A 13,004-nucleotide genomic window follows, 5' to 3' on the forward strand; every position below is an offset into this window, starting at 1 on the left:
TCAGTCCCGTGTGCTGTCCCGCGTACGGCGGCGACTGGTCTGGTCATTACTCTGACGCCCGTGACGTCTCGCGCGCCGGCCGTGGCCGTGATCGGTGGCGGCCAGCTCGCGCGGATGATGGCGGAGCCGGCTGCTGCGCTCGGGATTCCCCTGCGCCTGCTGGCCGAGGGCCCGGATGTCTCGGCCACCCAGGTCATCCCCGACCACCGGGTCGGCGACTATCGCGACCTGCGGACGCTGACCGAGGTGACGGCCGGGTGCGAGGTGGTGACCTTCGACCACGAGCACGTACCCACTGCGCACCTCGAGGCGCTGGCGATGGCCGGGGTGGCCTGCCGGCCGGGTCCTGCCGCGCTGGTGCATGCCCAGGACAAGGCGGTGATGCGAGCCCGCCTCGCCGAGCTCGCGGCTCCCTGCCCGCGCAACGCAGTGGTCACCTCGACCGACGACGTGGAGGCGTTCGGCTTCCCGTGCGTGCTCAAGACGACCAGGGGCGGGTACGACGGCAAGGGTGTGTGGGTGGTCCGCTCGGCCGACGACTGCCTCGAGCCGTTCGCGGTGGCCCAGGAGTCCGGCGTAGGCCTGATCGCCGAGGAGCTCATCGACTTCCGTCGCGAGCTCTCTGCGCTGGTGGTGCGCTCGCCGAGCGGTCAGGCGGCGGCGTACCCCGTCGTGGAGTCGGTGCAGGTCGACGGCATCTGCAAGGAGGTCGTGGCTCCCGCGCCCGGCCTCGACCCCGCCCTGGCCGGCCAAGCACAGCAGCTGGCGCTGATGCTCGCGGGCGAGCTGGACGTGACGGGGGTGCTCGCGGTCGAGCTGTTCGAGACGACCGACGGCCGGGTCCTGGTCAACGAGCTCGCCATGCGTCCCCACAACACCGGCCACTGGAGCCAGGACGGCGCGGTCACCTCGCAGTTCGAGAACCACCTGCGAGCCGTGCTCGACCTCCCCCTCGGCTCGCCCGAGCCACGGGCCAGGTGGACGGTGATGGTCAACATCCTCGGCGGCCCGCACGAGACGGGCAGGCTGTACGACGGGTACCCGCACGCGATGGCGCGCGACCCGAGGCTGCGCGTGCATCTGTACGGCAAGGACTTGCGGCCGGGTCGCAAGGTCGGGCACGTGAACGCCTACGGTGAGGACCTGGACGACTGCCTGGAGCGGGCCAGGCACGCCGCCGCATGGTTCGCCGGTGAGCTGGGAGACGAGAGTGAGTGATCCCCATGGTTGAGGCCAGTGTCGGCATCGTGATGGGGTCCGACTCCGACTGGCCGGTGATGGAGGCGGCGGCGAAGGCGCTGGAGGAGTTCGGCATCCCGTTCGAGGCCGATGTCGTCTCGGCCCACCGGATGCCCGAGGAGATGCTCGCCTACGGCCAGCAGGCCGCCGGCCGCGGTCTGCGGGTGATCATCGCCGGGGCCGGGGGAGCGGCCCACCTGCCGGGCATGCTCGCCTCGGTGACCCCACTGCCCGTCATCGGCGTACCCGTGCCGCTCAAGCAGCTCGATGGTCTCGACTCCCTGCTCTCGATCGTGCAGATGCCCGCCGGTGTGCCGGTCGCGACCGTGGCCGTCGGAGGTGCCCGCAATGCCGGCCTGCTCGCCGTCCGCATCCTGGCTGCAGCCGACGACGGCCTGCGCCAGCAGATGACCGACTTCCAGGGCCGCCTGAAGGCCGAGGCCCACGAGAAGGGCGCCGTCGTACGACGCAACGCCAGCGGATCGAGCAAGCTGGGGTTCTGACCCGCCCGGGGTTGCCAGCCAAATCTCTGGGTTGGCACGGCATGCATTGGCCGACAACCCAGGGATTACCCGGCCGGCCGGGTAATCCCAAGGGGCCGCGCGTCAGACGGTCTCGTCGGTGTAGTCGGCGTCCATGGGCTGGAGGGTGCCGAGCGACTCGGCGACCACGAGGGCGTCGTCGCCGAGCTCGAGTCGGAAGTCGGGGGGTGGGTTGACGAAGGCACGGCCGCCGCGGCCGATGGCGAGCAGGGTGGCGGCATGCTCGGACCGGAGCTTGGCGGAGAGCTCGTCGATCGACAGTCCGATGTACTCGTCGGGCAGGTTGACCCGGTAGAGCTCGGAGCCCTCGCCGCCCGAGACGATGTCGGTGACGAGCTCGGCCAGACCCGGGTAGAGGGAAGACCTCGCGAGCAGCCGCGAGGCGATCCGTGAGGTCACCATGATCTCGTCGGCGTGGGCCCGCTTGAAGTGCTCGACGTGTGCGGGGTTGTTGACCTCGACGACGGTGCGCACCTGCGGAGCGATCGACTCGATCGCCATCACGGTCAGGATCGAGCGCATGTCGGACTCGTTGGAGGCGTCTGCCGGACACACCACGGCGGCCATCGCCTCCTCGATGCCCGCGCGACGCAGGTCGTCGGCACTGGTCACGTCGCCCTGGACGAAGTACACGCCGCTGCCGCCGGGGTTCTTGTCGGCATCGTGGATCAGCACGATCTTGCGGTCGTAGTCATCGCCGTCGAGCTCGGCGATCAGCTCGCGAGCCGTCGAGTTCCACCCGCAGACCACGATGTGGTCGCGGTATCCGCTCGCACCCATGCCTTGACCCTCCTTGAGCAAGAAGTCGATGAGGAAGCCGACCAGCGCACCGGTGATGGTCGCGACGATCGCGACCCCGAACAGCACCAGCAGCCAGCTGATGATGAACCCGACCAGCGAGTCGACGTGCGACGCGTCGCCGGATCCCATCACCGTGGTGACGCCCCAGTAGAAGTTGCGACCGAGGTCCTTGAACCAGTCGGCCACGCTGTCGCGGCTGCCCTCGGCCGCGTTGACGGCGAAGGCCGCGACCAGGACGACGATGAACAGCCCGCCGAAGAGCCGGAGGAAGAACGTCTTGTCGACGTTCCTGGTCATCACGCTGACGTGGTAGCCGATGCGGCGCAGCAGTGGCGCCGAGAAGATGGAGGCCACGAACGTCCTGGCGCGCAAACGCAATGCATCCCCCTGACTTCAGCTAACGCCACATCTTGTCAGAGGAGCACCGTGCGCGTCATGAGATACGCGGTGGTCCCACGGGCCGTCGTCGCCACTCGATCGCCGGGCAGGTGTCCATCACCATCGGGGTGCCGGTCGCAACGGTGCGCGCGAAGGCGTCCTCGTCGATCACGCCGAGCTGGAACCAGACCCCTCGGGCCCCGATCTCGACGGCCTGGTCGGCGAACTCGCCGGCAGCCGAGGACCGCCGGAACACGTCGACCACGTCGATCGCGAACGGCACCTCGGCCAAGCAGGCGTAGCCCCGCTCGCCGAGCACGGGCTCGCCTCCAGGCCCGCACAGTGGATGGATGGGCACGATCCGCTTGCCGTTGCGCTGCAGCAGCTCAGCGATCGAGTACGCCGTGCGGCGGGGGTCGCGCAAGCCGATGATCGCCCACGTCTCGCACTCGTCGAGCATCAGGTCGACCCACTCCTGCCGCTGCCAGTCGCTCATCTTCCTGAGCCTAGGCTTGGGTCCATGGGAGACCTGCCGTTGTTCGCGTTGTCGGAGGAGCACCAGGCCATTCGCGAGGCGGTGCGGGAGCTGTGCGCGGCGAAGGTCGAGCCGTTCGCCGCCGCAGTCGACGAGGAGGCGCGCTACCCCGAGGAGGCCGCCGCGGCGCTGCAGGCGGCCGACTTCCATGCCCCCCACGTGCCGGAGGAGTACGGCGGGGCGGGGGCCGACGCGCTGGCCACGGTGCTGGTGATCGAGGAGATCGCCCGCGTGTGCGTGGCGTCGTCGCTGATCCCTGCGGTCAACAAGCTGGGGTCGATGCCGTTGCTGCTGTCCGGTTCGGCGGAGCTGAAGCAGACCTACCTGAGCAAGCTTGCTGCCGGTGAGGGTGGCTTCTCCTACTGCCTGTCCGAGCCGGATGCCGGCTCCGATGCGGCGGCGATGAAGACGCGGGCCGTGCGTGACGGGGACGACTGGGTCTTGAGCGGGGTGAAGAGGTGGATCACCAACGCCGGGGTCTCGGAGTACTACACCGTGATGGCCGTGACCGATCCCACCGTGTCAACGGGCGGCAAGGCCAAGGGGATCTCGGCCTTCGTGGTCGAGAAGTCCGACGAGGGCGTCTCGTTCGGGGCGCCGGAGAAGAAGCTCGGCATCAAGGGCAGCCCGACCCGCGAGGTCTACCTCGACAACGTCCGCATCCCCGGCGACCGCATCATCGGCGAGGAGGGCACCGGCTTCGAGACCGCGATGCGAACCTTGGACCACACCCGGGTCACCATCGCCGCCCAGGCGGTCGGGGTCGCCCAGGGCGCCTTGGACTATGCCTTGGGCTACTCCCAGGAGCGCCAGCAGTTCGGCAAGCGCATCGCCGACTTCCAGGGGCTGCAGTTCCTCCTTGCCGACATGGGCATGAAGATCGAGGCCGCCCGCCAGCTCACCTACGCCGCCGCCGGCCGCTCCGAGCGCGGCGACAAGGACCTGACCTTCTTCGGTGCCGCCGCCAAGTGCTTCGCCTCCGACGTGGCCATGGAGGTCACCACCAACGCCGTCCAGGTCCTCGGCGGCTACGGCTACACCCGCGACTACCCGGTCGAACGCATGATGCGCGACGCCAAGATCACCCAGATCTACGAAGGCACCAACCAGGTCCAGCGCATCGTCATCGCCCGCCAGCTCCTGGCCGGCATCCAGTCCCAGCTGTAGCGCTGGTCGAGGAGGTTTCGCTAGGAACCGTCTGGAAACCACGCATAGCCTGGCCTGGTGACGACGACGATCGAGATCCCCGTTGCCGACGGCACGGCCGAGGCGTACGTCGCCGGGCCCGATGACCGAACCGCCCCGGGCGTGTTGTTCTACGTGGACGCCTACGGGCTGCGGCCGCAGATCGCGGACATGGTGGATCGCGTCGCGAGCTGGGGCTACTCGGTTCTGGCTCCCCACGTGTTCTACCGTCACGGCCGGGTCGCCGACCTCGCGGCGGACCGCGAGCACGCGATCGAGCGTGTCCGCGGTCTCGCACCGGACCAGGTGCTCGGCGACGCCACGGCGTACCTCGCCGCCCTCCGCGCTCGATGTGCTGACGGTCCGGTCGGCACCACCGGCTACTGCATGGGTGCCCGGCTGGCCGTCCGCACCGCCAACGCCCACCCCGACGACGTCGCAGCGGTGGGCGGGTTCCACGGCGGGGGGCTCGCGACCGACGACGACGACAGCCCTCACCGGGGTATCGCCCATGCCCGGGCCGAGTTCGTCTTCGGTCACGCCGACAACGACCGGTCCATGCCGCCGGAGGCCGTGGCGCTGCTCGGTGAGACGCTCTCGAACGCCGGCTTGGTGTTCATCAACGACGTGTACGCCGGGGCGTCGCACGGCTACACCATGAACGACTCGCCGGCGTACCACGCGGAGTCGGCCGAGCGTCACTACCGGGTGCTCGAAGAGCTGTTGGCACGGACCTTGCGATGACGGGCGAGACTGCCCAGGAGGTTGCCCAGGACGTTGCCCAGCGGTCGGCGGCCGCGATGTGGGCAGATGACCGGGCCAGCCAGGCGCTCGGCATGGAGATCCTCGAGATAGGCCCGGGCCGGGCGGTACTGCGGATGACGGTGCGCGAGGACATGGTCAACGGGCACGCGATCGGCCACGGCGGCCTGACCTTCACCCTCGCCGACTCCGCGTTCGCGTTCGCGTGCAACAGCTACGACCGGCGCACTGTCGCGGCCGGCGCGGAGATCCGGTTCCTGGCCCCCACGCGGCTCGGGGACGTGCTGGTCGCCACCGCGGTCGAGCGCAGTCGTGAGGCGCGGACCGGCGTGTACGACGTCGAGGTCAGCTGCGACGACCGGCTCGTGGCGACCTTCGTCGGTCGCAGCCACGAGATCGGCGGCTCGTTGGTCTAACCCGCCAGGCCCGACGGGGTGCAGAGGTCCTTGCCGATCGAGGACGTGTCGTCCTGCTTGATCAGGCGGAACATCCTCTTCGAGCGCGCGTCGTCCCAGTGCACCTCCAGGTCGGAGATGGGCACGCCACAGGTCAGGCCGTCGGCGCCGCCGACCTTGGTCATCGCGATCGCCAGGCGGGCTGCGCTGATCGGGCTGCTCTGGTCGTCGATGGCCACGAAGTCGGCTGCGGACATGTTGAGGTTCCAGTAGCGCAGCGGGTTGATGATCGACCAGGGCTCGATGGCCTTCTTGCCGACCTTGGAGACGACCTCGCGCTGGTGGGCCGCTCGGTCCAGGTCGCCGAGCTGCTGGGTCTTGCGCGAGCGCGCGTAGGCCAAGGCGACCTTGCCGTCGACGTCTTGGCAGCCCTTCTTGATCCGCAGCCCCGCATCGGGATCGACCATGTCCTGGTCGGGACAGATCTCGATGCCGCCCACGGCGTCGACGAGGCCCACGAACCCGCCGAAGCCGATCTCGACGTAGCTGTCGATGCGGATGCCGGTGTTCAACTCGATCGTGCGGACCATCAGCTTCGGCCCGCCGAACGCCGTCGCGGCGTTGATCTTCGTCGTGCCGTGACCGGGGATCGGGACCAGCGAGTCACGCGGGATGGACATCAGCAGGTTGGGGCCGGACCCGGTGTGCAGCAGCATGATCGTGTCGGCACGTTGGCCGCTCGCGCCGCCGGTGCTCAGGTCCTTGCGCTCCTCGGGCGACAGGCCGGCGCGGGAGTCGCTGCCCACGAGGAGGTAGGTCGTGCCCGGCTGGTCAGCCGGTCGCTTGCCACCGGGCATCGCGTCGATCTTGTCCACCTTGTTCCAGGCGACCAGAGGAACCAGGACCAGGTAGATGATCCAGAGAAGCAGCAGCAAGAAGATGTAGCGGAACTTCAGCCGGAAGCCGCCGCCAGAAAAGCTGCGACCGGGCGTCGGCGCGAGGGGCGGCGGTGTCGGTCGGCTGCTGCGCTCGGAGCTCTGACGTTCCTGGTCGCGCTTGAGCTGCTCGCGTCGCTCACGGGCGCTCATCGGCACGCGCGACTGCGACGGCGGGAGGATCTCCATGACCTGGGTGTCCTCGGGACGCTCGCGCGGTGGCTGTCCAGGCGGTTGGCGGGGCTGCTCGCTGCGCAGGTGCTCGATCCGGAAGACCTCGTGGGGGTTGGTCTGGCCCGGAGGCAGCTGGCCCTGCTGTTGGCCCTGCTGCTGGACCTGCCGCTGATCGGGCCGGGCGGTCGGCAGCCCGGGTTGGCGTGGAGTCTGGGTTGGCGGCGTCGTGGGTTGAGCTGTCGGGAGGCCCGGTTGGCGGGGAGTCGCCTGCTCGGGACGCGGCTGCTGCGGCACGGGTCGCGTGTCGTCGGGGCCGCGATGCCGCCCGGTCCCCATCGACCCGGTGCGAGGGAAGCCGGGGCGGGTCTCGACCGGTTCGTCCGCCTTGTCCTCGGGGTCGCTCTTCTTGCCGCCGTAGAGCCACTCGAACTCCGGTGTGCCCTCGAGGGGGGCACCGTCGCCGGGCGTCCGCCCGGGCGGAGTGGCTGTCATAGCCGTGAACTTACCTTCTGAACGCCTCAGTCCGGCGTCGGCGCGTCGATCCCGGCTGCGACGGGTGTGACTGGTGATACTGACCTTCGACGGCTCCAGCAGTCTCACGCTCCTTCCCCAGCAAGAGAGGCGCCACCCGATGCCGCCCGCACCGGACCCCTTCGCCACGTCCCCACGCGCGAGCATTCGCGAGCGGGCCGCCCGCGTCCGCTACCGCCGAGCGCTGATGCTGATGGCGATGACGCTGGTCGTCCCGGGCTCCGCCCAGCTGGCTGCGGGCAACCGCCAGGTCGGCCGGGTCGCGATGCGGATCTGGCTGGCCCTGGTGACCTTCGGCGTGGCCAGCGTGATGATCGGCTTCCTCTCCCACGAGTACGTCTTCTGGCTCGCCTCCGACACGGCACTGCTCCAGCTCCTGCGATTCGTGCTGATGGGCCTGGCTGTCGGCTGGGCCTACCTGCTCGTGGACGCGTGGCGGCTCGGCCAGCCGCTGTCGTTGAGCCTGACCCACCGCCGCGCCGTCGTCGGTCTCAACGGGGTGCTGTGCCTCTCCGTCGCCGGCACGTTGCTGTTCGGCGCGCACCTCGTCGGCGTCCAGCGCGACTTCATCTTGACCATGTTCGCGGGCGACCACGTCAGCTCGGCCAACCACGGCCGTTTCAACGTCCTGCTCCTCGGTGGCGACTCGGGCGCGGGCCGCTGGGGTCTGCGTCCGGACTCGATGACCATCGCCAGCATCGATGAGGAGACCGGTCGCACGGTCCTGGTCGGTCTGCCGCGCAACATGGCGAACTTCCCGTTCGCCAAGGGCTCGGTGATGGCCAAGCAGTTCCCGAAGGGCTTCGACTGCGACGGCTGCTACCTCAACGGTGTCAGCACCTGGGCCGAGGACCACACCGGTCTGTTCGGCAAGTCCAAGCACCCCGGCGTGGACGCCACCATCATGGCCATCGAGGGGATCACCGGCCTCAGGATCAACTACTGGGCGATGGTCAACCTGCAGGGCTTCCGGGACCTGGTCGACGCGGTCGGTGGGGTGACCCTCAACGTGCGCCAGCCGATCCCCGTCGGTGGACTCGGCAGTGACGTCACCGGCTACATCAAGCCCGGCAAGCGCAAGCTCGACGGTCACGACGTGCTGTGGTTCGCCCGGTCCCGCGAGGGCTCCGACGACTACTCGCGGATGGCGCGGCAGAAGTGCGTGATGTCAGCGATGCTCTCGCAGGTCAGTCCGCAGACGGCGGTCACCAACTTCGAGGCGATCGCCAACGCGTCCTCGGCCATGATCTCGACCAACATCCCCGCCAGCGAGGTCGACCGGTTCATCTCCTTGGCGCTGCAGGCCCGCGGGCAGAAGATCTCGACCGTCTCGCTGGTTCCCCCGATGGTGATCACGGCGCATCCCGACATCAAGACCGTGCGCAAGATGGTCAACGGCGCCATCGCCCGCGCCGAGGGACGCAAGCCCTCGGCCCAGCCGAAGCCCGATGCCAGCGATGCATCAGGCACTCCAGCCGAGTCGCCCACACCGCCCGCCGTCGTCACCGGCGGCTCGGTCGGGACTCTGTCGGACGGCTATGCCGCCAACCAGAGCGATGACCTGGGCGCCAGCTGCTGACGGAGTGCAGGTGGGTGCGGCACTCCGGCTCCCCTCTGGGTCAACCGGCGGGCTGGAGCGACCTCTTTCGGGTGGAGGTGGACGGGCGTAGCGTCGTTGCCGCGGGTCCGGGAAGTGGCTGAGCCGACGTGTCGATAGGCGGGTGGAAGTCGACCGCGCTGGATATGAGTGACGCCCCGCATTGCCCTGCGCGCGAGCGGCAGGCAGCCCGGCATGGTCTAGCCCGCGAGCAAGCGGGCAAACCCAGCGTGGAGCTCGTGAACGCGTACCACCCCACTGCCCAGCAGAACTGCCTTCTGCCGCAGCTGCTCAACGAGCGCGGCGTCCGGATGGCCATACACGTCGATCGCCAGCATGTTGATGAACTCACCAATTGGCGCGAACTTGGGACCGGCCACCTTCATGTGGAACTCGAGCGACGCCGAGTCGGGATTGATGTGCAGGACGGTCATCCGAGCCCCGTCCTCACTGAAGTACACCTGGTAGGCAAGCAGCCGTGGCTCGCTGGCTTCCACAAACTCAGCCAAGTCGTTCATCGCCACCTTGAGCTCCTCCAGCCTCCCTTCCCGAACCCCGGACGTATCCACGTACACAATGGGCTGAGACTTGCCCGACATCGTCCTCATGCGGCGATGGTGCTGCGGAGGCTGCAACAACGCACCATCATCGGGCAGGAGCGACATCAATGTCGGTGGTCTCTGTTTGACTTCTGGCTATGGATCTCGGGGGTCTGGATGGCATGTCGGGTGGTGAGCTGCTCGACCATGTCGATGCTCTGGCCCGCGTCCAGCGGGAGACCGATGTCGCGATCTTGCAGGCGGCCTACCAGCACGCCGTGATCCACGACGCGGACTCGATCCCGTCCTGGCAGCTAAGGGCGCCCGGTGGTGAGCGACCGCGGAGGTTCGGTGGGGTGGGGACGCCGCTGGTGGCGGAGTTCTCTCCCGCCACCCTGGGCGGACGCCTCGGCATCAGCACGCACGCCGCGCGAGCGTTGATGGCCGACGCGGTTGACATACGTCACCGTCTGTCCCGGATCCAGGCTCGCGTGGTCACCGGACAGGCCAAGGTCTCCTACGCCCGGTTCGTCGCCCGCAAGACCCGCGACCTCACCGTTGAGCAGGCCGACTACGTCGACGAGCGGGTCGAGGAGTCGGTGGACGGGCGGTTGCCGTGGACCCGGTTCGTGACCCTGGTCGAGGCCGCGATCAAGGCCTCCGACCCCGACGCCGCTGCCGCGAGGGAAGACGCCGAAGCCAGGCGACAGTTCGCCACACCGACGCACTCGACCGAGGACGGCATGCGCGGCTTCTATGTGCGTGCCCCGTTCCCGGTGATCAGCAAGCTCGACGCCGCGGTCGCGTTCTTCGCGATGGTGCTCGCGCACCTCGGCGACGCCCGCAGCGAGGACGAACGCCGGGTCACTGCGGTCCTGGTCCTGGCCAACCCCGTTCATGCCATGGACCTGCTGCGGCGCTACCAGCACTGGGTGGCAGCCCAGCATCCCGAGGCTGGCAAGCCGACGGTTGACCTGGCAGACCTGATGCCTGCGGTGGTCGTCTACGTCCACATGTACGCCGGCACCGACTCCGACCTCGTCGCGCGCGTCGAGGACCACGGCCCTCAGACCGAGACCTGGATCCGCCAGCACCTCGGACCCCACGCCAGGTTCACCGTTCAACCGGTGCTCGCCATCGAAGGACAAGCACCCGTCGACGGCTACGAGGCCCCGGACCGACAACGCCAGGCCGTGCACCTGATGGGGCCGGCCGACTCCTTCCCACACTCCCCGAGCCTGAGCAGGGGCCAACAGCTCGACCACACCATCGCCTACCGCAAGGGCAAGGCGGCCAAGGGCGCGGGGCAGACCCGCATCGGCAACCTCGGCAAGCTCACCGTCCTTCATCACCGGATCAAGACCTTCGCCGGGTGGCAGGTCCAGCAACCCTTCCCTGGGATCCACGTGTGGCGGGACCCCTTCGGCGCCCTCTACCTCGTCGACCACACCGGCACCCGGAGGCTGGGAGAGCACGACCGGGCTGCCTGACAGACTGGCCCGCGTGACCGACGTACCTGCCACCCGCATCGTCGCGGTCGTGGTCACCTTCAACCGCTTGGCGCTGCTTCAACGACTGGTGTCCCGGCTCCTCGAGGTCGGGGGACTTGCCGAGATCCTGGTCGTCGACAACGCCTCGACCGACGGCACGGCGGAGTGGCTGGCAGCCCAGGCTGCGCCGGTCAGCACGCTCTCGCTGCCCGACAACCGCGGCGGCGCGGGCGGTTTCGACGTGGGCGTCCGTGCCGCCTATGACGGTGGTGCCGACCTGATCTGGCTGATGGACGACGACGGGATCCCGGAGCCCGACTGCCTGAAGATCCTGCTCGACCACGACGAGTACGACTTCTGGGGTCCGGCGGTGCTGGCCGAGCAGGACCCCTCGCGTCTGTGCTTCCCGATCCGGCTACCGGGCCGGGCGGCGGTCGTGCACCGGATGTCGGAGGTCGAGCTGGCGGCTCGCGACGGCGTCATCGCCGACGTGGTGATCCCCTTCAACGGCGTGCTCGTCACCCGTGAGCTCGTCGGCAGGATCGGCACCCCTCGAGCGGAGTTCTTCATCTGGGGCGACGACGTCGAGTACCTCTGGCGCGCCCGCAAGGCAGGAGCCCGCACGGGGACCGTCGTCGCCGCGCGGTTCCTGCATCCCGCCACCGACGACCTCGGCACGCCGATGGCGTTCGGCCGCACGACCTACAACCACAGCCCCAGCGACCTCAAGCACTACTGCATGGCGCGCAACAACCTGGTCAACCTGCGCGACTACCGCGGCTGGCCGGCCGCGCTGGCGTTCGTGGCCAAGACCGTCTGGTTCTACGCCTTCACGCGCCCCGACCCGGGCCGCCTCCTGATGAGCGCCAAGGCCATGTACGCCGGAGTGCGCGGCGACTTCACCGGTCACAGGAAGTACCTACGTGGCTGACGCGCGCGAGACCGTCGCGGTCGTCGTGGTCACCTACAACCGCGCCGACCTGCTCGGCCTGATGCTCGACGGGCTGGTCGCCCAGACCTGGCAGCCGGACGCGGTGATCGTCGTCGACAACGCCAGCGCCGACCACACGGCAGAAGTCCTCCGACGCGCCGACCTGCCGTTGCGCGTGATCACGAGCGAGCAGAACCTCGGCGGCGCCGGCGGGTTCCGGATGGGCATGGAGACGGCGTACGCCGGGGGCTGGGACCGCATCTGGCTGATGGACGACGACGTGGTGCCGGCACCCGACTGCCTCGCCACGTTGATGGCGATCGACGAACCCGCGTTGATGTGCGTGCGTGAGGACCTCGAGGGCCGGCTGGTGGAGAAGAGCGCGACCACGTTCGACCTTCGCAACCCCCTGGCGATCAAGCCGAAGACGGCGAGCATCGAGACGACGTACGCCACCCGGTCGGCGATGCCGGCGCTCGTCGAGATCCAGGTCGTGGCCTTCGAGGGGCTGCTCGTGCGCCGCGAGGTGGTCACGGCCGTCGGGCTGCCCGACGCGGACTTCTTCATCTTCTACGACGACGCCGACTTCGCCTTGCGCGCGCGCAAGGCGGGCTTTCGGATCTGGGCCGTGCGCGACGCGGTGCTGGTCCGGCAGCTGGCGTTCTCCCAGCAGCACGCACTGGAGTCGTGGAAGGGCTACTACATGTACCGCAACCTGTTCGTCGTGCACTTCCGGCACGGCGAGAACGCCCTCGTGCGCGTCAAGCCCTACGCCATCGCCGCCGCCGTCACGACGCTCAGCCCGCTACGCGGAGGGCGCGCCGAGGCACGCAACGTGATCCGCGCCATCCGCGACGCCCGGACCATGCGCAAGCCGCGCGCGGAATCGGGCCAGGCACCCACCCGTCGCTAGACTCGGCAGGGTTATCCAGTCGTTATTCATCGCCTAGTGAAATGTTCAGGGGTTTCT

The 13,004-nt window shown here is 69.0% G+C and carries 13 protein-coding genes; 9 read left to right on the forward strand and 4 right to left on the reverse strand.

Features of this window, described 5'->3' with window-relative positions:
• Window positions 1–51 precede the first annotated feature (51 nt).
• Window positions 52–1,218 (forward strand): 5-(carboxyamino)imidazole ribonucleotide synthase, encoded by a 1,167-nt coding sequence (locus ISU10_RS10010; protein ID WP_228500424.1) that lies wholly within the window; start codon window positions 52–54, stop codon window positions 1,216–1,218.
• A gap of 5 nt (window positions 1,219–1,223) precedes the next feature.
• Window positions 1,224–1,742, forward strand: a complete 519-nt coding sequence (gene purE / locus ISU10_RS10015) for a 5-(carboxyamino)imidazole ribonucleotide mutase (RefSeq protein ID WP_194696256.1) — start codon at window positions 1,224–1,226, stop codon at window positions 1,740–1,742.
• 102 nt (window positions 1,743–1,844) lie between these two features.
• Here purE and ISU10_RS10020 read toward each other — a convergent pair whose 3' ends face one another.
• Window positions 1,845–2,936: a potassium channel family protein gene (locus ISU10_RS10020; protein WP_194696257.1), complete on the reverse strand. Its 1,092-nt coding sequence runs from the start codon at window positions 2,934–2,936 to the stop codon at window positions 1,845–1,847.
• A 79-nt stretch (window positions 2,937–3,015) separates the two neighbouring features.
• A complete protein-coding gene (locus ISU10_RS10025; RefSeq protein ID WP_194696258.1) occupies window positions 3,016–3,456 on the reverse strand; it encodes a CoA-binding protein in 441 nt (146 codons plus the stop codon).
• Between the two features lie 24 nt (window positions 3,457–3,480).
• Between ISU10_RS10025 and ISU10_RS10030 the strand changes: the two genes are divergently transcribed.
• Genes ISU10_RS10030 through paaI form a run of 3 tightly spaced genes read left to right on the forward strand, consistent with a single transcriptional unit; the run spans window position 3,481 to window position 5,858 of the window.
• On the forward strand, window positions 3,481–4,662 hold the full coding sequence (locus tag ISU10_RS10030; RefSeq protein WP_194696259.1) for an acyl-CoA dehydrogenase family protein: 1,182 nt from the start codon (window positions 3,481–3,483) through the stop codon (window positions 4,660–4,662).
• 57 nt (window positions 4,663–4,719) lie between these two features.
• Window positions 4,720–5,424, forward strand: a complete 705-nt coding sequence (locus tag ISU10_RS10035; protein WP_194696260.1) for a dienelactone hydrolase family protein — start codon at window positions 4,720–4,722, stop codon at window positions 5,422–5,424.
• Complete coding sequence (gene paaI, locus ISU10_RS10040) at window positions 5,421–5,858, forward strand: hydroxyphenylacetyl-CoA thioesterase PaaI (protein WP_194696261.1); 438 nt, start codon at window positions 5,421–5,423, stop codon at window positions 5,856–5,858. The genes ISU10_RS10035 and paaI overlap by 4 nt, the downstream gene beginning before the upstream one ends.
• Here the strand turns inward: paaI and ISU10_RS10045 are convergent.
• The gene (locus ISU10_RS10045) at window positions 5,855–7,438 is read right to left on the reverse strand and encodes an LCP family protein (protein ID WP_228500367.1); all 1,584 of its coding nucleotides are present in this window, start codon (window positions 7,436–7,438) and stop codon (window positions 5,855–5,857) included. The two genes, paaI and ISU10_RS10045, sit on opposite strands and share 4 nt — an antisense overlap.
• A gap of 139 nt (window positions 7,439–7,577) precedes the next feature.
• Here ISU10_RS10045 and ISU10_RS10050 point away from each other — a divergent pair, with 139 nt between their 5' ends.
• Window positions 7,578–9,056 (forward strand): LCP family protein, encoded by a 1,479-nt coding sequence (locus ISU10_RS10050; RefSeq protein WP_194696262.1) that lies wholly within the window; start codon window positions 7,578–7,580, stop codon window positions 9,054–9,056.
• Between the two features lie 218 nt (window positions 9,057–9,274).
• On the opposite strand, the gene ISU10_RS10055 is transcribed toward ISU10_RS10050, so the two are convergent.
• Window positions 9,275–9,682, reverse strand: coding sequence for a hypothetical protein (locus ISU10_RS10055; RefSeq protein ID WP_228500369.1), 408 nt, complete (start codon window positions 9,680–9,682; stop codon window positions 9,275–9,277).
• A gap of 89 nt (window positions 9,683–9,771) precedes the next feature.
• On the opposite strand from ISU10_RS10055, the gene ISU10_RS10060 reads away from it, so the two are divergent.
• From ISU10_RS10060 to ISU10_RS10070, 3 genes are read left to right on the forward strand one after another with little or no spacing between them, the layout of a single operon-like run.
• Complete coding sequence (locus ISU10_RS10060; RefSeq protein WP_194696263.1) at window positions 9,772–11,103, forward strand: DUF222 domain-containing protein; 1,332 nt, start codon at window positions 9,772–9,774, stop codon at window positions 11,101–11,103.
• 13 nt (window positions 11,104–11,116) lie between these two features.
• Complete coding sequence (locus tag ISU10_RS10065) at window positions 11,117–12,034, forward strand: glycosyltransferase family 2 protein (protein WP_194696264.1); 918 nt, start codon at window positions 11,117–11,119, stop codon at window positions 12,032–12,034.
• Window positions 12,027–12,947: a glycosyltransferase family 2 protein gene (locus ISU10_RS10070; protein ID WP_194696265.1), complete on the forward strand. Its 921-nt coding sequence runs from the start codon at window positions 12,027–12,029 to the stop codon at window positions 12,945–12,947. The genes ISU10_RS10065 and ISU10_RS10070 overlap by 8 nt, the downstream gene beginning before the upstream one ends.
• The last annotated feature ends 57 nt before the right edge of the window (window positions 12,948–13,004 follow it).

Origin of the sequence: Nocardioides agariphilus, assembly GCF_015352445.1 — a bacterium.
Taxonomy (GTDB): domain Bacteria; phylum Actinomycetota; class Actinomycetes; order Propionibacteriales; family Nocardioidaceae; genus Nocardioides; species Nocardioides agariphilus.